The sequence below is a fragment of the Limimaricola cinnabarinus genome (genome assembly GCF_047631075.1).
GTDB lineage: Bacteria > Pseudomonadota > Alphaproteobacteria > Rhodobacterales > Rhodobacteraceae > Limimaricola > Limimaricola cinnabarinus.
Genome location: NZ_JBLHYX010000002.1, coordinates 224,071 through 242,323 on the forward strand (window position 1 = coordinate 224,071; position 18,253 = coordinate 242,323).

The window sequence follows — 18,253 nt, forward strand, 5'->3', positions numbered from 1 at the left end:
CGTCCTCTCTTACTCGGCGGCCTCCTGCCCGAGGAACCCGCCCGATTGGCGGCTCCAGTAGCGGGCATAGACCTCGCCCAGATCGAGCAGCGCATCATGCGTGCCCGCCTCGACGATGCGGCCGCCTTCCATGACCACGATCCGGTCCATGCGCGCAATGGTCGAAAGCCGGTGCGCGATGGCGATCACGGTCTTGCCTTGCATCGCCTGTTCGAGCGCGGCCTGAATCTGCGCCTCCACTTCGCTGTCGAGCGCCGAGGTCGCCTCGTCGAGCACGAGGATCGGCGCGTCCTTGAGCATGGCCCGCGCGATAGCGATGCGCTGGCGCTGCCCGCCCGAAAGCTTCACGCCGCGTTCGCCCAGATGCGCGTCGTAGCCGCGCCGCCCCTTGAGGTCCGCGAGATCGGCGATGAAGCCATGCGCCTCGGCGCGCGAGGCCGCCGTCTCGACCGCCTGCTGCGACGCGTCCGGATGACCGTAGCGGATGTTGTCGCGGGCGGAGCGGTTGAACATCGCCGTGTCCTGCGTGACCATGCCAATCTGTCGGCGCAGGCTTTCCTGCGTCACACCCGAGATGTCCTGCCCATCGATGGTGATGCGACCCTGTTCCACGTCATAGAGCCGCAAAAGCGCCGCCACGAGCGTCGATTTGCCCGCGCCGGAGGCCCCGACGACGCCGATCTTTTCGCCCGGCGCGATGTCGAGATCGATGCCGCGCAGCCCCCCGACCCCGCCGCCATAGGTAAAGCGCACGCCTTCGAAACGCACCGCGCCCTGCCGCACCGCTAGATCGCGCGCACCGTCGCGGTCGGTCAGCCCATGCGCGGGCGACAAGGTGTGGATCGCGTCCTCGATCTCGCCGAGATTCGAGTAGATCGTCATCAGCGTGAAGCTGACCCAGCCGGTCATCTGCGCGAGGCGCAGCGAGATCGCGCCGGCGGCGGCGATGTCGCCGGGCGAGGCGGCGCCACGGCTCCAGAACACCAGCGTCGCGCCGGTGACGATCACCGGCAGCGTGCCCGCCAGCGCCATGAGCCAGAACCGGAACCCCGCCGACACCTTGCCAAAGCCCAGCGACCGCTCGCGGAACTGGTGCATCGCGTCGATCGCGGCGCGGTCCTCGTGATCGGAATGGCCAAAGAGCTTCACCGTCTTGATGTTGGTGATCGTGTCGACGACCTGCCCCGTCACCATCGCGCGTGCCGCCGCCCGGGCGGTCGAGGTGGCGCGGATCTTCGGCATGTAGGCGCGGATCAGCAGGACATAACCCACGAGCCAGAGCGTCAGCAGCCCGGCGGTCAGCGTGTCGATCGTCAGAAGCAGGAAGGCCGAGCCGATGAGCGAGGCCAGCGCGAAGAAGACGGTCTGGATCGTGTCGACCGTGAGATCGGTCGTCGCCCGCGCCGCCTGCATCTGTTTTTGCGCGATGCGGCCCGCGAAATCGTTGTCGAAGAAGCTCACCGCCTGACCCAGCGTGTGCCGGTGCAGGCGCGACAGCACGAGGGTGTAGATCGACGGCGACAGCACCACGCTCTGCATCAGCCCCGAGAGCCCCATGACGATGGGGCGCAGGATCACGAAGAAGGCCGCGACGCCCAGAAGCAGCCCCATGTTGCCTGCGAAGAACCCGCCCGGCTCGGCCGCAAGCGCGGTGTCGATCACCCGGCCCAGGATCAGTGCCGAGAGCACCTCGAGCACGCCTGCGGCGACCGAGACCAGCGCGCTTGCCCCGGTGACGGCGAAGCTGCCCGAAAGCGCCCAGCGCAGGAACGGCACGAGCGCGCCCGGTGGCGGCCCCTTGGCGGGGCGGAACGGGGCGATGAGCTTGGAGATGTCCTTCATTCGGCGGCCTTCGTGGCGTCCATCCCGAGAAATCCGCCGGACTGTCGCTCCCAGAACCGGGCATAGATGCCGCCCCGCTCCAAGAGCGCGTCATGCGTGCCGTCCTCGACGATGCGCCCCTCCTCCATCACCAGCACCCGATCCATCCGGGCGATGGTCGAGAGCCGGTGCGCGATGGCGATGACGGTCTTGCCCTCCATCATCTCGTAGAGCGTGCCGAGGATCGCCGCCTCGACCTCCGAATCCAACGCCGAGGTCGCCTCGTCGAGCACGAGAATCGGCGCGTCCTTGAGGATCACGCGCGCCAAAGCGATGCGCTGCCGCTGCCCGCCCGAAAGCTTCACGCCGCGCTCGCCCACCTGCGCGTCGTAGCCCGTGCGCCCCTCGCCATCGACGAGATCGAGGATGAAGTCCTGCGCCTCGGCCTGACGCGCGGCGGCGATCATCTCGGTCTCGGTAGCGTCGGGGCGGCCATAGAGGATGTTCTCGCGCACCGAGCGGTGCAGCAGCGCGCTGTCTTGCTGCACCATGCCGATGGCCTGCCGCAGGCTGTCCTGCGTCACGCCCGAGATGTCCTGCCCGTCGATCTCGATCCGGCCCCTTTCGGGGTCGTAGAACCGCAAAAGCAGCTTCACGAGGGTCGATTTTCCCGCACCCGACGCGCCGACGAGACCGATCTTTTGCCCTGCCGGGATCGTCAGGTCGAGCGGCCCGACGCCGCCCGCATTCTGGCCGTAACGATGGCCGAGGTCGCGCGCCGCGATCTCGCCGCGCATTACTGTGAGCGGGTGCGCCGTGGCGTCGTCGGTGAGGGTGATCGGCTGGGCGATGGTCTTCATGCCTTCGGCGATGACGCCGAGATTCTGGAAGAAGTTGGTCACCGCCCACATGATCCAGCCGGTCATCGCGTTGAGCCGCAGGCACAGGGCCGTGGCGGCGGCCACGACGCCGACGCTGGCGGAGCCGGAGATCCATAAATAGAGCCCCCATCCGACCACCCCGACGATCAGGAGCCCGTTGAGCACCGACAGCGACACGTCCATGATCGTGAAGAGCCGCATCTCGCGTTGGAAGGTGGCGCGAGCCTGCTCGATCACCGATTTCGCGCCTTCGAGTTCGCGGTCGTGATGCGCGAACATCTTGACCGAATGGATGTTGGTATAGGTGTCGACGACGCGGCCCGTCACGGCGCTGCGTGCGTCGGAGGAGGCCTCTGAGGCCGGGCCGATCCGCTTCACGGTCCAGCGCATCAAGGCCGCATAGAGCCCGAACCAGATCACCAGCGGCAAGAGCAGCATCGGGTCCGCCTCGCCCAAGAGGACGGCGGCGCCGACGACATAGGCCAGCGCGAAGGTGATCGCGTCGAAGACCTGGAACACCACCTCGCCGGCGGCGGGCGGCGTCTGCATGATCCGGTTGGCGATCCGGCCGGCAAAGTCGTTCTCGAACCAGCCGACCGACTGTCGCAGCACGTGGCGATGCGCGCGCCAGCGCAGGGTGGTGCCGAAATTGGGCAGGATCGCATTGTTGAGCAGCAGCACGTGCAGGGCCTGAAACGCCGGGCGCAGGATCAGGATGAAGGCCGCCACGAGCAGGAGTTCGGCCCCGTGGCGGGCCAGAACCGTCTCGGGTGTGGCCTGGCCCAGAAGGTCCACGAGGCGGCCCATATAGGCGATGAGCCAGATTTCGACCACGGCCACCACGACCGATAGAACGCCGGTGACCCAGAAGATCCGCGCGAAGGGCCGCGCGTATTCCTTCAGGAACGGCCAGAGCCGGGAGGGCGGACGGTCGGTCTGCTCGTACTCCCCATACGGGTCGACGAGGGTTTCAAAGAAACGGAACATGGATTGTCTCGAATGCGTGCCAGCAGCATATAAGCCGGTTTGCCCCGAAGGAAAACGCGCATACGCGGCAAGCCGCGCAACCTAAGAGAGAAGCGCGTCGCGACCCAAGGCAAAGCCCGAGGCGATCCAGCGCGCCTCGATCTCGCGCAGCGCCTCGCCCAGTGCCGGGCCGGTGATCCGTGGCATCAGGTCCGCCGCCTTGACCGGCAACGATGCCCGTGCGCCCACCTCCATGGTTTCCCGTGAAACAGGGTCAATCTCGCGCCCCGACAGCGCCGCGTTCAGGGCCAGCACGTCGAGACCCCGCCCGGCGCCGAGCCTGTAGCCAAGCTCTCCCGACCCCCAGCCCGACCCCATCGCGTCGCGCAGCGCCTGAAGCCCGGCCTCCTGCGCCCGGCTCAGCCGCAGGCACGCGGCCACCTCCTCGCCCCCCACGAGCGCCAGCCGACGGATCGGATCGGGGGCGAGGCCCGCCTCCTCCTCGACATGGACCAGCACCGAGAGCGGGTCCGACGCGCCGCCCGGAAGCACCCGCATCAGCACGCCCGACATCGCCATCGAGGCGACTGCGGGCGCCGGGTCGGGCGCGGCCATGAGCTTGAGCATCTCGGCACCGACACGCTCGCGCGAGAGCGCCTCGATCCCCTCGGCCAGACCGGCGCAGGCGGCAAGGCCGTCGGCGTCGATGCCACCCTCGGGGGCGCCGTACCAGGCGTGGAAACGAAAGAACCGCAGGATGCGCAGGTAATCCTCGCGGATGCGTGCCTCGGCCTCGCCGATGAAGCGCAGACGATGCGCGGCGAGATCGGCAAGACCGCTGCCGAGCGGATCGACCACCTCGCCGCGCGCATCGGCATAAAGCGCGTTCATCGTGAAATCGCGCCGCGCCGCGTCCTCGGCGATGTCGTCGGAATAGGCGACCGTGGCGCGCCGCCCGTCGGTCTCGACATCACGCCGAAAGGTCGTGACCTCGATCGGGGTGCCGCGGGCCACGACGGTGACGGTGCCATGATCAATGCCGGTGGGCACGGGTTTCAGGCCCGCCGCGCGCGCCAGCTCCATCACCCGCTCGGGCCGGGCGTCGGTGGTCAGATCGAGATCCGAAACCGGCGCGCCCAAGAGGGCGTTGCGCACGCAGCCGCCCACGAACCAGGCCTGATGGCCCGCCTCCTCCAACATCCGCGTGACGGCGCGCGCGGGCGCACCCGCAAGCCAGTCCGCCTCGATCCGCTCGCTCATTCCCGGGTCATCCTCTCGGCCAAGCTGCGCAACATGCGCGCCGTGGCGCCCCAAATGTAATACGGACCCCACGGCACCACATAATAGTGCCGCCGACGCCCCTGCCAACGCCGCCCCTCTATACGAAAGTGGTAGGGATTGGCGAGATGTGCCAGAGGAACCGAAAATACCTCGGCCACTTCGCCCGCCTCCGGCACCGGATCGAAGGCCCCGCGCAAGATCCCGACCACCGGCGTCACCGAGAACCCCGTCACCGTCTCGTGCGCCGGAAGCGTGCCCAGCACCTCGACCCGCTCCGGCAGCAGGCCGATCTCCTCATGCGCCTCGCGCAGTGCGGCGCCCACGGGGCCGTCATCCACCGGCTCGACCTTGCCGCCCGGAAAGGCGATCTGGCCGGGGTGATGGCGCAGCCGGGCCGAACGCTTGGTCAGCAGAAGACGCGGCGCGCCGCCATCGAGATGCACCGCCACGAGCACCCCCGCCTGCCGCAGCACCCGACCTTCGGGGACCGGCAGACGGGGGTCGATGTCGTAATCCGACGACAGATCGCCCGGATGGCTCAGCGCCCGAAGGAGCCGCGCCTTGATGTCGGGTTCAGCCCCGTCCACCGGCCTGCTCACCGGCCTGTCCATCGGCCTCGGCCTCATTGGCCTTGGCATCCGGCCCTTCGGTCGCCTCGAACCCGAGCGTGTTGGGCGCGAACTCGTAATGCGCCCCGCAGAACTGGCAATCGGCGGTGACGATGCCTTCTTCGGTGGTCATGTGTCCGATGTCCTTGGCCGAGTAGATCGACAGGCTCTGGCGCACCTTCTCTTCCGAGCAGGTGCAGCCGAACTGCACCGGCTGCGCCTCGAAGACCCGCGGCCCTTCCTCGTGGAACAGCCGGATCAGCAAGTCCGTCGGTGTCACGCTCGGCCCGATCAGCTCGAGCTGATCCACCGTATCGAGCAGCACGTTGGCGCGGGTCCAGTTCTCGCCCTCGTCCTCGTCGAGGATGTCGGCGGCCTCAAGAAGCCCCTCCTCGCCCGAGCCGCCCTCGGCGGTCGCGGCGAAGGGCGAAGCCTTGGGCATCTTCTGCAGCATCACGCCGCCAGCGCGCCAGCTTTCGCCGCGGCCTGGCTCGGTGGATTTGCCGAAGGTCAGCGAGAACCGCGTCGGCAGCTGCTCGGACTGCGCGAAATAGGTCTCGGCGCAGGAGGCCAGCGTGTCGCCGGTGATCGGCGTGATGCCCTGATAGGGCGCCATGCCCTGCCCCTGATCGATCAGGATCGCGAAATAGCCCTTGCCGATCAGCGAAGAGGGCTCGGCCCCTTCGTCGAGACGGTTCTCGTCGAAGCTGGCCCAGGCGCGGATACGGGCCGGGGCGCCCTCCTCGGTGGGGGCGTAGTAATCGGTGGCGATCAGCCGCGCCGGCCCGTCGCCGCGCACCTGAAGCGACAGCTTCCAGCGCAACTTCACGGTCTGGCCGATCAACGCGGTGAGAAGGGTCATCTCGGCCACCAGCGCCTCGATCTGCGCGGGGTAGTCGTGCTGCTCCAGCACCCGGTCGAGCACGCCGTCGAGACGCGCGACCCGGCCCCGGATGTCGGACTGGTCGAGCTGGAAGGGCAGGACGGTGTCGTCCCAGGCAATGCGGGCGCCGAGGCTCATGGGGTTTCCTTGCGTGTCGGGGATGGGCATACCGCGACCATATAGGAAGCTTGTCGGGAGACAAAAAGGGATGATCCGGCGCTATGGCGAACAGGTGCGGCGCGGCCAGAGATACCGGCTGCGGGTCGGGGTCTACGCGATTCTCGAACGCGGCGGCGATCTGCTGCTGACCTGCAAGGAGGACGACCCCTCCGACATTCAGCTTCCCGGCGGCGGCGTCGATCCGGGCGAAAGCACCCTGCAGGCGCTGCATCGCGAGGTGTTCGAGGAGACCGGCTGGCGCATCGCCGCGGCGCGCCGCATGGGCGCGTTCCGGCGTTTCGTATTCATGCCCGACTACGACATGTGGGGCGAGAAGCTGTGTCACATCTATGCGGCGCGCCCGGTGCGCCCGCATGGCGCCCCCACCGAGGCGGGGCACCGCGCGCTGTGGATGCCGATGCGCGACGCGGCCCCCCGCCTCGGCAATGCGGGCGACCGCGCCTTCGCGCGGGCCTTTGCCCAAGGCCGCGCGCGCGTGCCGCGCCCCGCGCTTGCCCCAACGGCCGAAAGCCTTTAACGCACGCCCCTGAACGCCCATACGGAGAATGCCCATGGCCGCCCAGCCCGCCCCGAAGAAGGTCGTCCTCGCCTATTCCGGCGGCCTCGACACCTCGATCATCCTGAAATGGCTGCAGACCGAATATGGCTGCGAGGTGGTGACCTTCACCGCCGATCTCGGTCAGGGCGAGGAGCTGGAGCCCGCGCGCAAGAAGGCCGAGATGATGGGCGCCACGAGCATCCACATCGAGGATCTGCGCGAGGAGTTCGTGCGCGACTTCGTCTTCCCGATGTTCCGCGCCAACGCGCTCTACGAGGGGCTCTACCTGCTCGGCACCTCGATCGCCCGACCGCTGATCTCCAAGCGTCTGGTCGAGATCGCCGAGGCCGAGGGCGCCGACGCCGTGGCCCATGGCGCCACCGGCAAGGGCAACGATCAGGTCCGCTTCGAACTGGCGGCTTATGCGCTCAACCCCGAGATCAAGGTGATCGCGCCGTGGCGCGAATGGGACCTGACCTCGCGCACCAAGCTTCTGGAATTCGCCGAACAGAACCAGATCCCGATCGCCAAGGACAAGCGCGGCGAAGCACCTTTCTCGGTCGATGCCAACCTTCTGCACACCTCCTCCGAGGGCAAGGTGCTCGAAGATCCGGCCGACGAGGCGCCCGAATACGTCTACCAGCGCACCGTCGCCCCCGAGGAGGCCCCGAACGAGCCCGAGATCATCGAGATCGGCTTTGAGAAGGGCGATGCGGTGTCGATCAACGGCGAGGCGATGAGCCCGGCCACGATCCTCACCCGTCTCAACGAGCTGGGCGGCAAGCATGGTGTGGGCCGCCTCGATCTGGTCGAGAACCGCTTCGTGGGCATGAAGTCTCGCGGCATCTACGAGACGCCCGGCGGCACGGTGCTGCTTGAGGCGCATCGCGGCATCGAGCAGATCACGCTCGATAGCGGCGCGGGTCATCTCAAGGATTCGATCATGCCACGCTATGCCGAGCTGATCTACAACGGCTTCTGGTTCAGCCCCGAGCGCGAGATGCTGCAGGCGCTGATCGACAAGAGCCAGGAGCACGTCACCGGCACCGTGCGGGTAAAGCTCTACAAGGGCTCGGCCCGCACCATCGCCCGCTGGTCCAATCACAGCCTCTATTCCGAGGCGCATGTCACCTTCGAGGAGGACGCCGGCGCCTATGATCAGGTCGACGCCAAGGGCTTCATCCAGCTCAACGCACTGCGCCTCAAGCTCCTTGCGGCGCGCAATCGCCGGGTGAAGTGAAGCGGCGGCGCCGGGCCTTCGGGCGCGGCGCCCGTCCCCTGCTCGGGATTTGAGTATTTCGAGTGTAAAGTGGACCCGACCGGTCCGCCCCGGTCACGCAGCCTTGTCTGGGCCGTGATCGACGGATGCGTCACCATTCCGGCCTGTTCGCGATGGAGACGACATGATCCGCACATTCCCCGTTCTCGCCGCCGCGCTGGCGCTCATGGCCCCGATGGCGCAGGCGCAGTCCACCCAGACCATCACCGTGGCGGGCGGCTGTTTCTGGTGCGTCGAAGCCGATTTCGAGAAGGTCGACGGGGTGATCGAGGCGGTTTCGGGCTTTGCCGGCGGCGACACGTCGAACCCGACCTACGAAGAGGTCACGGGCGGCGGCACCGGGCATTACGAGGCGGTCGAGATCACCTATGATCCGAGCAGGATCGACGCGCGCCGGCTCTATGACTTGTTCTTCCGCTCGATCGATCCGACCGATGCGGGCGGACAGTTCTGCGACCGCGGCCCCTCCTACCGTACCGCGATCTTCGCGGACGCGCAGGACAAGCTCGCCGCCGAGGCCGCCAAGCAGGCCGCGCGCGACGCGTTGGGCCGCGAGATCGTCACGCCGATCCTCGGCGATGCCTCCTTCTACCCCGCCGACGCCTATCATCAGGACTACTACAAGAGCGCCGAGCGCCTCGCCGTCTCCTCGGTCGGGCTCTTCGTGCCGAAATCCGAGGCCTACAAGCGCTACCGCGAGGGCTGCGGCCGCGACGCGACGGTGAAGGCGCTCTGGGGGTCCGAGGCGCCCTTCGCGAAGTAATCCTAAAGGCCCGAGATCAGGCTCTCGTGGCGCGTGACGAACGCCTCTCGCGTTTCGCGCGGCGGCCTGAGCCGGATTTCGAAGCGCGCGGCGAGATCGCGGTCGAGCCGTCCGAACAGGCGGTCGGCCTCGGCCTCGGAGAACCCCGCGATGCGCACGGCCTCGAGCCAGGCCGAAACCTTGTCGGCGCGCTTGATCCGGCGCTTCAGCTCGGCGGGCAGCACCGCAGGCAGGCCGAAGCGCAGGTGGATCGCCGCCGTCAGCCGTGCGTCGAGCGCGGCATATCCCGGCCCCACCGCCGCCTTCACCGGCGAGATCATGTCGCCGATCACGTATTCGGGCGCGTCGTGCAACAGCGCCGCCAACCGCTCGCCCGCAGGCGCGCCGGGGTGGCAATATGCGAAGATCTCCTCGACCAGAAGCGAATGTTCGGCCACCGAATAGGCGAAATCGCCCCGCGTCTGCCCGTTCCAGCGCGCCACGAAGGCCAGCCCATGCGCGATGTCCGAGATTTCCACATCCATCGGCGTCGGGTCCAGCAGGTCGAGCCTGCGCCCCGAGAGCATCCGCTGCCACGCCCGCGGCGCGCGGCTCATGTCAGCACCGTAAGGTCGTTCGCAAAGCGCGCGAAATAGCGCTCGGTGCGCCCCGCGCCGCGAAAATGCGCCCAGGCGAGGGCGCGCGCCGCGCCCGGCACCGCCATCGGCCCGGCCCCCGGTACGGGAGCCGTCCGGTTGGGAAAATGTCGCTCCATGAACTCCGCCAGCGCGGCGGCGAACCGCGGCGGCAGCCGGTGCTGCGGATCGGCCCAAGGCTTCGCGGGACCTATGAAATGCACCACATGCGTCTCGAGCATCGCCTCGAACAGCCGTGAGGCGCGCGTGTACTGCCAGTTCCACACCGGGGACATTTCGGCCCAGCTCCCCTGCAGCACGGCGTTGAGCAGGGTCTGATCCTTGTGCTGCATCCGCCCGGCATGCCGCGCGCCAAAGCTCAAGGCGCGGTCCAGCATCCCGCTTTCGCGCCAGGCCTTCACGTCGATCAGCATCACGCCCGCGTTGAAATAGGCCCCGTTCGACAGGCCCAGCGCCCTGAGATCGGCCGGATGGCGGCCGGGGCTGCGCCATTGCTGGTTGTCACGCACCGCCGCCGCCGGGCGGCCGTGAAGGTTCACGCGCAAGAGCGCGCCGAAATCGCCGCCACGCAGGAAGATGTCACTGTCGAGATAGAGGATGCGGTCATAATCGGGCGCCAGCGCCTCGGGTACCGCGAGCCGCAGATAGGTCGAAACGGTGCGCCGCGCGTCGAGGCCGAAGCCGTCGAACATGCCGCCCGCATCGATTGCGCAACGCCGCAGATCGAGCGTCGCGGGCAGATCGAGTGGGGTGTCGGCGCAGATGACGATGTCGAAATCCCGCTCTGGGGCGAGCGCCGCGAGCTGTGCGGCCGCGAAGGCGGCATAGGGCAGGTAGTTGTCGTCACAGCAGAACACCACCGCGTGGCGGTGCCGGGCCGGCCTGTCGCTTTCGACGCTCACACGCATCCGCACGCTCCTTGGGATGGCTCGATGATCGGGATGCGCTACCACGCGGCGCGTCCTTGCTTCAATCTCGCCGCGATTGCCAGATCGGGCTCGTGGGTGTTACGCCTGAGGCACGCTCTCTTTTCTTCGCGCAAGGAGGCCCCCATGGCTCCGGACCATGTCGTCAAGGACATCTCGCTGGCCGATTGGGGCCGCAAGGAGATCGCGATCGCCGAGACCGAGATGCCGGGGCTGATGGCGCTGCGCACGGAATACGGGCCGAGCCAACCGCTCAGGGGCGCGCGGATCGCGGGCTCGCTGCACATGACGATCCAGACCGCGGTGCTGATCGAAACGCTGCGCGCGCTGGGAGCCGAGCTGCGCTGGGCCTCGTGCAACATCTTTTCGACGCAGGACCACGCGGCGGCGGCCATCGCGGCGGGCGGCACGCCGGTCTTCGCCGTGAAGGGCGAGAGCCTCGCCGAGTACTGGGCCTATACCGACCGCATCTTCGATTTCGACGAGGGCGCGAACCTGATCCTCGACGATGGCGGCGACGCCACGATGTACATCCTCTTGGGCGCGCGGGTCGAGGCGGGCGAGACCGGGCTTCTCGACCTGCCGCGCTCCGACGAGGAGGTCTGCCTGTTCGGCCAGATCCGCGAGCGGCTGACCCGAAGCCCCGGCTGGTTCACCCGTCAGCGCGACGCGATCCGTGGCGTCTCCGAGGAGACGACGACCGGCGTGCACAGGCTCTACGAGCTGCACGGAAAGGGTCTCTTGCCGTTCGTGGCGATCAACGTGAACGATTCGGTGACCAAGTCCAAATTCGACAACAAGTATGGCTGCCGCGAGAGCCTCGTCGACGGCATCCGCCGCGCCACCGACACGATGATGGCCGGCAAGGTCGCGGTGGTCTGCGGCTATGGCGATGTAGGCAAGGGCTCGGCGGCGAGCTTGCGCGGCGCGGGCGCGCGGGTGAAGGTCACGGAGGTCGATCCGATCTGCGCGCTGCAGGCGGCGATGGATGGCTATGAGGTGACGCTTCTGGAGGAGGAGGTGGCGACCGCCGACATCTTCGTCACCACCACCGGCAACCGCGACGTGATCCGCATCGAGCATATGCGCGAGATGAAGAACATGGCCATCGTCGGCAATATCGGCCATTTCGACAACGAGATCGAGGTGGCGAGCCTGCGCAACCACAAATGGACCAACATCAAGGACCAGGTGGACCTGATCGAGATGCCTTCGGGCAATTCGATCATCCTGCTCTCCGAGGGCCGACTTCTGAACCTCGGCAACGCCACGGGGCACCCCTCCTTCGTAATGTCGGCCTCCTTCACCAATCAGGTGCTGGCGCAGATCGAGCTCTGGACTCGGGGGGACGCGTATCGTCCGGGCGTGTTCGTCCTGCCCAAGGCGCTCGACGAGAAGGTGGCACGGCTGCATCTGGAGCGGGTGGGCGCAAGGCTCACCGAACTACGCCGCGAACAGGCCGAATATATCGGCGTCCCGGTGGAAGGGCCGTTCAAGCCCGAGCACTACCGCTACTGAGCGCCGAAGACGCGAAAGCGGCAAGATCTTAACGGATTGCGAGCGATCTGAGACGAGTTCTCCACAAGCATGTGTTGCCTCGAATCGATGAACGGCCTACCGCTCCTTTCGTCGGCCAGGATGGCCAGACCCCAGAGTTTCGAGGTTCCGCCGGGTGGGAGTCCGCGGGGGAAACCGGGGGGTGCTGGCATGGATGGTCGCCCCCCCGAAACCCCTCAGAACAGCCCGAGCACCAGCCCCATCGCGGCGCAGCCCAGCGTCGCGTAGCCGCCGTCGATCACCGCGAGAGACCAGGGCCGGTTCGCATAGCCGGTGTTGAGCGTGATCCACGGCGCGATGAACAGAGCGCCGATCGCCACACCGCCGAAGAAGCCCCCCGCCGCGCTGTCGATCCCCGCGAGGCCGAAGCCGTAGCGCATCGTCGCCGCGACGATCAGCATCGCCACGAAGGACACGAGGTAGGGCAGCGGCGCGTCCGAATTCCGAGGCTTGCCATCCGCGCCCATGGCCACGCCCGAGGCCGCCATCCATGGCTGGGCCAGCATCATGTACCACGCCGCACCCAGCGCGAAGGACGCGAGCGCCGCGAGCAGGATCGAGAGTATCGCCATCCGTGGACCCTCCGGTGTTTCGACCAGCATGGCCCGGATGGCGCTTTCGCGCTACGCCTCGGCCAGAGTTCCCGCCAGTTCGTGGATCACGCGCCACTCATCCTCCGAAACCGGCTGCACCGACAGGCGCGAATTGTTGACCAGCACCATCTGCGACAGCCGCGGCTCGGACTTGATCTCGTCGAGGCTCACCTCGCGCCCGAGCTTGTAGAGCGCGCGGATGTCGACGCATTCCCAGCGCGGATCACCCGCCTTGCTGTCGGGATGGATCGTGGCGCAGACCTCGACCACGCCCACCGCCGCCTTGCCGATGTTCGAATGATAGAAGAAGCCGCGATCGCCGATCTCCATCTCGCGCATGAAGTTGCGGGCCTGGTAGTTGCGGATCCCGTCCCACTCCTCTCCCGCCTCGCCCCTGGCCACCTGCATGTCCCACGACCAGACGTTCGGCTCGGACTTGAACAGCCAGTAGCGCATTAACCGATCACCTTCTTCCAGGCGCGGATCTCGACGCTGTCGAACAGGCCGGCGCGGGCATAGGGGTCGTTCTCGGCCCAGTCGCGCGCCGCCGCCATGTCGGCCACGTCGAGGATCACGAGCGAGCCGTCCATCTCGCCGCCCTCGCTCAGAAACGGCCCCGCCATCAGCACCACGCCGGTGGCTTCGATGTATTCCAGATGCGCCTCGCGGGTCTCCTTGCGGATCTGCAGCGCGTCGGGCTTGTCGCGGGTGATCAGGGCAAAGCTCATTCTCGTTCCTCCTTGAGGGGTCTGTTGATCAGCGCGTCGAGCGCCTGAAGCGGTGTGAGGTCGCCTGCGACCATGCGCGCGGTGACCGCCGAGATCGGCAAGTCGAGCCCGCGCCCGGCGGCAAGATCGGTGACGGCGCGCGCCGTGGCCGCGCCCTCGACCGTGGTGTGGCTGTCGAAGCTCTCGCCCCGGCCCAGCGCGAGACCATAGCGGTAGTTGCGCGACAGCTCGGACGAGCAGGTCAGCACCAGATCGCCGAAGCCCGACAGGCCCATCAGGGTGTCGGGCCGCGCGCCCAAGCTCGCGGCGAGGCGCTGCATCTCGGCAAAGCCGCGGGTCATCAGGGCGGCGCGGGCGCTGTCGCCCAAACCCGCGCCGATGCAGGCGCCGCAGGCGATGGCGATGACGTTCTTGAGCGCGCCGCCCAACTCCGCGCCGATCACGTCCGCCGTGCGATAGAGCCTGAGCGTCGGGGTCGAGAGCGCGGCCTGCAGCGCGGCACCACAGGCCTCGTCGGCACAGGCCAGCGTCAGCGCCGTCGGCAGGGCCCGCGCGATGTCGGCGGCAAAGCTCGGACCCGTCAGCAGGGCGGGCGTGGCCGATGGCACGGCATGGGCGATGATCGCCGTCTGGCCGGTGAGGCTGGTGAGATCGATGCCCTTGGCGCAGGCGACGAGCACCTTGCCCGAAAGCGCGTCGCGATGGGCGGTCACGAAACCGCGCGTGGCCTGCGCGGGCAGTGCCAGCAGGATCGTGTCGCAATCGAACAAGGCGGCGAGATCCGACACCGGGTCGATCCGCGCCGGAAGGTCGATCTCAGGCAGCCGCTCGGCCCGCCGGGCGGCGCGCATCCGCTCCACCGCGCCCGTATCTCGCGCCCAGAGGGTCACGTCGCGCCCCGCCTGCGCCAGCGTCACGGCGAGGGCCGCGCCAAAGGCCCCCGCACCTGCAACTCCGATCCTCATGCCTTGGCCCCCTTGCGTCCCGAACCGATCATCGGCGCCGCCTCTCCGTCGAGAGGCCAGCGCGGCCGCGCCGACAGGTCCAGCCCGTCCGCCTCGCCCGCCGCCAGCCGCGCCAGACCCGCATGGGCGATCATCGCCGCGTTGTCGGTGCACAAGGCCAGCGGCGGCGCCGCGAACTCGACCCCCGCCTCGGCGCAAAGCGCCGTGAGCGCGGCGCGGATCGGCCCGTTCGCCGCCACCCCCCCCGCCACGGCAAAGGCCGGGCGGTCGGGCGACATCTCGAGATAGAGCGCCAGCGCCCGCCGGGTCTTTTCACGCAGGATCTCGACCACCGCCTTCTGGAACGCCGCAGCGAGATCGGCGCGCGCGGCCCGCGTCAGACCACCCGCCGCGGCCATTTCGACGTCGCGCGCCCTGAGCAGGGCCGTCTTCAGACCCGAGAACGACATGTCGCAGCCGGGCCGGTCGAGAAGCGGGCGCGGCAGCGCGATGCGGCCCGCGTCGCCCTGCCGCGCCTCGATCTCGACCGCCGGGCCGCCGGGTTGTGGCAGGCCCAAGAGCCGCGCGGTCTTGTCGAAGGCCTCGCCCGGCGCGTCGTCGATGGTGCCGCCCAAACGCCGGAACCGGTCCTCTCCCTCGACCACGAGAAACTGGCAATGCCCGCCGGAGACCAGCAGCATCAGGTAGGGAAAGCAGAAGCCATCGGTCAGCCTCGGCGTCAGCGCGTGGCCCGCAAGGTGGTTCACCCCGATCAAGGGCAGGCCCGTGGCCGCCGACAGCCCCTTGGCCAGCATGACGCCCGACAGCACGCCGCCGATCAGGCCCGGCCCGGCGGTCACCGCGATTCCGTCGAGATCGGACAGTGCCAGCCCCGCCTCGCCCAGCGCCGCCTCGACGCAGTGATCGAGCACCTCGGCATGCGCGCGCGCCGCGATCTCCGGCACGACGCCGCCGAACTGCGCATGCAGCGCCGTCTGGCCGCGCACCACCGAGGACAGGACCGTGGCCCGCCCTTCCGTCCGACGCACCACCGCCGCCGCGCTGTCGTCGCAGCTCGATTCGATGCCGAGAATGGTAAGTGTGGCCATGTCCGCCCCGCTTGCGCCCGCGCCCACCGCAGCTACCATCCCGGTTCGATCTGAACAATGCCGCGCGGGGCCATCCGCTGAGCCGCACGCGGCCACGAGAACGGGCACGGTAACGGGTCGAGCCGGGCGCGTGCCGGCGCCGGACCGGGCCGAAAGGGGAGCAAGATGACCGATCCGATCCTGCTGCTGACCCGGCCCGAGACGGCGGCGCGGCGCTTTCTGGCCGAATTGGAGGTCGCGGCGGGGCGGCATCTGCGGGCCGTGATCTCGCCCCTGCTACGGATCGACGAGATGACGCCGCCCCGTCCCGCGACGCCCCCCGCCGTCCTCATCCTGACCTCCGAGCGCGGCGCGCTGGGGGCCGCGCGGATGGGCTATGCCGGCCTGCCCGCGTGGTGCGTCGGGCCGCGCACCGCGCAGGCCGCGCGGGCGGTCGGGCTGGAGCCACGCGCCGGGGGCGGCACCGCCGAGACGATCCTCGCCGCGATCCTCGCCGCCCCCGAGGAGGGGCCGCTTTTGCATCTGCGCGGCGATCACCAGCGCGGCGACCTCCCGGCGCGGCTGCGCGCGGCGGGGCGCGACTGCGGTGATGCGGTGGTCTATGCCCAGACCGCCTGCCCGCTCTCCGCCGAGGCGCGCGCGCTGCTCGACGGCGCGGTGCCGGTGGTGGCGCCTGTGTTCTCGCCGCGCAGCGCCGCCCTTCTCGCCGAATGCGCCCCTGTGGCCGCGCCACTGGCCCTCGTGGCGATCAGCGCCGCCGCCGCGCGTCCGCTTGCGCCGCTCGGAGGGGTGGTCACGCGGGCCACGCATCCCGAGGCGATCGCGATGATCGACGCAACCCTTGCGGCCCATGCGACGTTCGGTTCCATGACACAATCCGGTGGCAGCGGCGCTTGAGGCGACGCACGGGGCGGGCTAGGGTCTGCAAATGCTGCGACGGCATGGAAAATTCCGGCGCATTCGGGGACGGAAGGGACAGGGTTTTGGCACGAAAGACGACAGGCACCCCGGGCAGGCCGGCTGGCGCGAGGACGGATACGCCAGGGCGCTCTGGCAGCGCCGGGGCGAATGACAGCACCGGCAAGACCACCGGCAAGCCGACTTCCGAGACCGACAAGCGGTCCTCGGCGACCGGCCAGCAGCCATCGCCCAGTGCCGATACCGGCCCCGCCGCCACGAAGGCCACGGGCCCCGACGCGCCCTCCAAGACCGCCACATCACCCGGCGCCGCAAGCGCTGCGGTTGATCTCGGCACCACCGGAACCCCGGGCAAGACGATTGCTCCGGCCACTCCGGCCACTCCGGCCACTCCGGCCACTCCGGCCACTCCGGCCACTCCGGCCACGAGCGCCGCCGGGGCGATGCCTGCGGTCAAGCGCAGCCCGCGCCTTGGCGAGGAAACCGATGGCGCCGCGACGGCTCCAACCGAACCGGCCTCCTCCACGTCCGGCCCCAAGGATGCTGCCAAGCCGGATGCCGTCGAAGGCCGCTCGGGTGACGACACGTCTTCGACCCGCTCCACGCCCCCACGCAGCAGTGCCCGGTTTCAGGACCCGCACAACGCCCCGAGCAAGGCCTCCGGCTTCGGCGCAGGCCTGCTCGGCGGTCTGATCGCCGCGGCGCTGGGCCTCGGCGCGGGTTGGCTCTGGCTCGACCGCAGTTCGCGCGCGGATGATTTCGATACGAGGCTCGGCAGCTTTGAGCGGGAGGTCGCATCGCTCGCCGACGGTCTCGATGGGCTGCGCGGCGAAACCGAGGCGAGCCTGAGCGCGCTCGACGCGCGCCTTGGCAGCACCGAAACCGGGCTGGCCGACATGGCGGGCCGGATCGACGCGCTCGACGCCCGCCTCGTCGAGGCCGAGAACAGCGCCGGGCCCGACGGCACGCTGGCGCGCGAGGCCGTCGCTCGCTGGCAGGCCGAGGTCGACGCGCTGCGCGCCGATCTCGAGACACAGGCGCAGGAGATCGCCGGCATGGCCGAGCAGGCCGCGCAGGAGGTCTCTGCCGCCGAGCGCACCGCCGAGCAGATCGAGGCCGAGGCCGCCGCCGTCGCCGCCCGCGCCCGCGCCCGCGCCACGCTGGCCGAGATCGAGGCGGCGCTGGAGACGGGCGAGCCCTATGCCGCCCTGCTCGAAGAGCTGCAGGCCACCTCTCCCGCCGGGATCCCCGATCCTCTCGTGGCCCCCGCCGCCGAGGGCGTGGCGAGCCGCGCCGAGTTGATCGAGAGCTTTCCCGAGCCCGCGAGGCTGGCGCTCGCCACTGCGCGGCGCGAGGGGCTGTCGGGCGAGGAAGGCGGCCGCGTCGCGGGGTTCTTCCGCGACACGCTGCAGCTGCGCTCCACCGCCCCCGGCGATGGCGCGACCACGGACGCCGTGCTGTCGCGCGCCGAGGCCGCGCTGCGCGATGGCCGCCTGACCGAAGCCCTGGCCGAGATCGAGGCCCTGCCCGAGCCGGTGCGCGAGCCCTTGGCCGACTGGCTCGTCCCGGCCCGGACCCGCGCCGAGGCGCTCGCCGCCGCCGATACCCTGTCGCAATCCCTGACCGAGAACTGAGGCGCCGCA

18 protein-coding genes are annotated in these 18,253 nt (G+C 69.2%); 6 read left to right on the forward strand and 12 right to left on the reverse strand.

Features of this window, described 5'->3' with window-relative positions; translation table 11 throughout:
* Nucleotides 1–9 precede the first annotated feature (9 nt).
* From ACJASC_RS02905 to hslO, 5 genes are all read right to left on the reverse strand, one after another.
* On the reverse strand, nucleotides 10–1,842 hold the full coding sequence (locus ACJASC_RS02905; RefSeq protein ID WP_021692821.1) for an ABC transporter ATP-binding protein: 1,833 nt from the start codon (nucleotides 1,840–1,842) through the stop codon (nucleotides 10–12).
* On the reverse strand, nucleotides 1,839–3,689 hold the full coding sequence (locus ACJASC_RS02910; protein ID WP_415143402.1) for an ABC transporter ATP-binding protein: 1,851 nt from the start codon (nucleotides 3,687–3,689) through the stop codon (nucleotides 1,839–1,841). Before ACJASC_RS02910 ends, ACJASC_RS02905 begins: the two co-directional genes overlap by 4 nt.
* A gap of 81 nt (nucleotides 3,690–3,770) precedes the next feature.
* Nucleotides 3,771–4,928, reverse strand: a complete 1,158-nt coding sequence (locus tag ACJASC_RS02915) for a CCA tRNA nucleotidyltransferase (RefSeq protein WP_415143404.1) — start codon at nucleotides 4,926–4,928, stop codon at nucleotides 3,771–3,773.
* The gene (locus tag ACJASC_RS02920) at nucleotides 4,925–5,548 is read right to left on the reverse strand and encodes a CoA pyrophosphatase (protein ID WP_415143406.1); all 624 of its coding nucleotides are present in this window, start codon (nucleotides 5,546–5,548) and stop codon (nucleotides 4,925–4,927) included. Before ACJASC_RS02920 ends, ACJASC_RS02915 begins: the two co-directional genes overlap by 4 nt.
* Nucleotides 5,523–6,578 carry an Hsp33 family molecular chaperone HslO gene (hslO, locus tag ACJASC_RS02925; RefSeq protein WP_415143408.1) on the reverse strand — a complete coding sequence of 352 codons (1,056 nt, stop codon included), beginning with the start codon at nucleotides 6,576–6,578 and terminating at the stop codon, nucleotides 5,523–5,525. Before hslO ends, ACJASC_RS02920 begins: the two co-directional genes overlap by 26 nt.
* Nucleotides 6,579–6,648: 70 nt before the next feature.
* Between hslO and ACJASC_RS02930 the strand changes: the two genes are divergently transcribed.
* The 3 genes from ACJASC_RS02930 to msrA all read left to right on the forward strand — a co-directional run bounded on the left by ACJASC_RS02930 (nucleotide 6,649) and on the right by msrA (nucleotide 9,200).
* Entirely contained in the window at nucleotides 6,649–7,137 is a 489-nt protein-coding gene (locus ACJASC_RS02930; RefSeq protein WP_021692816.1) for an NUDIX domain-containing protein, read from the forward strand.
* 34 nt (nucleotides 7,138–7,171) lie between these two features.
* Nucleotides 7,172–8,398, forward strand: coding sequence for an argininosuccinate synthase (locus ACJASC_RS02935; RefSeq protein ID WP_415143410.1), 1,227 nt, complete (start codon nucleotides 7,172–7,174; stop codon nucleotides 8,396–8,398).
* Between the two features lie 163 nt (nucleotides 8,399–8,561).
* A complete protein-coding gene (msrA, locus tag ACJASC_RS02940) occupies nucleotides 8,562–9,200 on the forward strand; it encodes a peptide-methionine (S)-S-oxide reductase MsrA (RefSeq protein ID WP_415143412.1) in 639 nt (212 codons plus the stop codon).
* 2 nt (nucleotides 9,201–9,202) lie between these two features.
* On the opposite strand, the gene ACJASC_RS02945 is transcribed toward msrA, so the two are convergent.
* Nucleotides 9,203–9,796, reverse strand: a complete 594-nt coding sequence (locus tag ACJASC_RS02945) for a hypothetical protein (protein ID WP_415143414.1) — start codon at nucleotides 9,794–9,796, stop codon at nucleotides 9,203–9,205.
* The gene (locus tag ACJASC_RS02950; protein ID WP_415143416.1) at nucleotides 9,793–10,743 is read right to left on the reverse strand and encodes a glycosyltransferase family 8 protein; all 951 of its coding nucleotides are present in this window, start codon (nucleotides 10,741–10,743) and stop codon (nucleotides 9,793–9,795) included. Before ACJASC_RS02950 ends, ACJASC_RS02945 begins: the two co-directional genes overlap by 4 nt.
* 144 nt (nucleotides 10,744–10,887) lie before the next feature.
* Between ACJASC_RS02950 and ahcY the strand changes: the two genes are divergently transcribed.
* Nucleotides 10,888–12,279 carry an adenosylhomocysteinase gene (gene ahcY, locus ACJASC_RS02955; protein WP_415143418.1) on the forward strand — a complete coding sequence of 464 codons (1,392 nt, stop codon included), beginning with the start codon at nucleotides 10,888–10,890 and terminating at the stop codon, nucleotides 12,277–12,279.
* 215 nt (nucleotides 12,280–12,494) lie between these two features.
* Here ahcY and ACJASC_RS02960 read toward each other — a convergent pair whose 3' ends face one another.
* Genes ACJASC_RS02960 through tsaD form a run of 5 tightly spaced genes read right to left on the reverse strand, consistent with a single transcriptional unit; the run spans nucleotide 12,495 to nucleotide 15,692 of the window.
* Nucleotides 12,495–12,890, reverse strand: coding sequence for a DUF1761 domain-containing protein (locus ACJASC_RS02960; RefSeq protein WP_021692810.1), 396 nt, complete (start codon nucleotides 12,888–12,890; stop codon nucleotides 12,495–12,497).
* Nucleotides 12,891–12,941: 51 nt separating this feature from the next.
* The gene (locus tag ACJASC_RS02965) at nucleotides 12,942–13,367 is read right to left on the reverse strand and encodes an EVE domain-containing protein (protein ID WP_021692809.1); all 426 of its coding nucleotides are present in this window, start codon (nucleotides 13,365–13,367) and stop codon (nucleotides 12,942–12,944) included.
* Nucleotides 13,367–13,639, reverse strand: coding sequence for a YciI family protein (locus tag ACJASC_RS02970; protein WP_021692808.1), 273 nt, complete (start codon nucleotides 13,637–13,639; stop codon nucleotides 13,367–13,369). The genes ACJASC_RS02965 and ACJASC_RS02970 overlap by 1 nt, the downstream gene beginning before the upstream one ends.
* The gene (locus ACJASC_RS02975) at nucleotides 13,636–14,604 is read right to left on the reverse strand and encodes an NAD(P)H-dependent glycerol-3-phosphate dehydrogenase (protein ID WP_415143421.1); all 969 of its coding nucleotides are present in this window, start codon (nucleotides 14,602–14,604) and stop codon (nucleotides 13,636–13,638) included. The genes ACJASC_RS02970 and ACJASC_RS02975 overlap by 4 nt, the downstream gene beginning before the upstream one ends.
* Nucleotides 14,601–15,692: a tRNA (adenosine(37)-N6)-threonylcarbamoyltransferase complex transferase subunit TsaD gene (gene tsaD / locus ACJASC_RS02980; protein WP_415143423.1), complete on the reverse strand. Its 1,092-nt coding sequence runs from the start codon at nucleotides 15,690–15,692 to the stop codon at nucleotides 14,601–14,603. The genes ACJASC_RS02975 and tsaD overlap by 4 nt, the downstream gene beginning before the upstream one ends.
* A 165-nt stretch (nucleotides 15,693–15,857) precedes the next feature.
* On the opposite strand from tsaD, the gene ACJASC_RS02985 reads away from it, so the two are divergent.
* Together ACJASC_RS02985 and ACJASC_RS02990 are read left to right on the forward strand one after the other, a co-directional pair.
* Complete coding sequence (locus ACJASC_RS02985) at nucleotides 15,858–16,589, forward strand: uroporphyrinogen-III synthase (RefSeq protein ID WP_415143425.1); 732 nt, start codon at nucleotides 15,858–15,860, stop codon at nucleotides 16,587–16,589.
* Nucleotides 16,590–16,675: 86 nt separating this feature from the next.
* The gene (locus tag ACJASC_RS02990; protein ID WP_415143427.1) at nucleotides 16,676–18,244 is read left to right on the forward strand and encodes a COG4223 family protein; all 1,569 of its coding nucleotides are present in this window, start codon (nucleotides 16,676–16,678) and stop codon (nucleotides 18,242–18,244) included.
* Nucleotides 18,245–18,253: the final 9 nt, after the last annotated feature.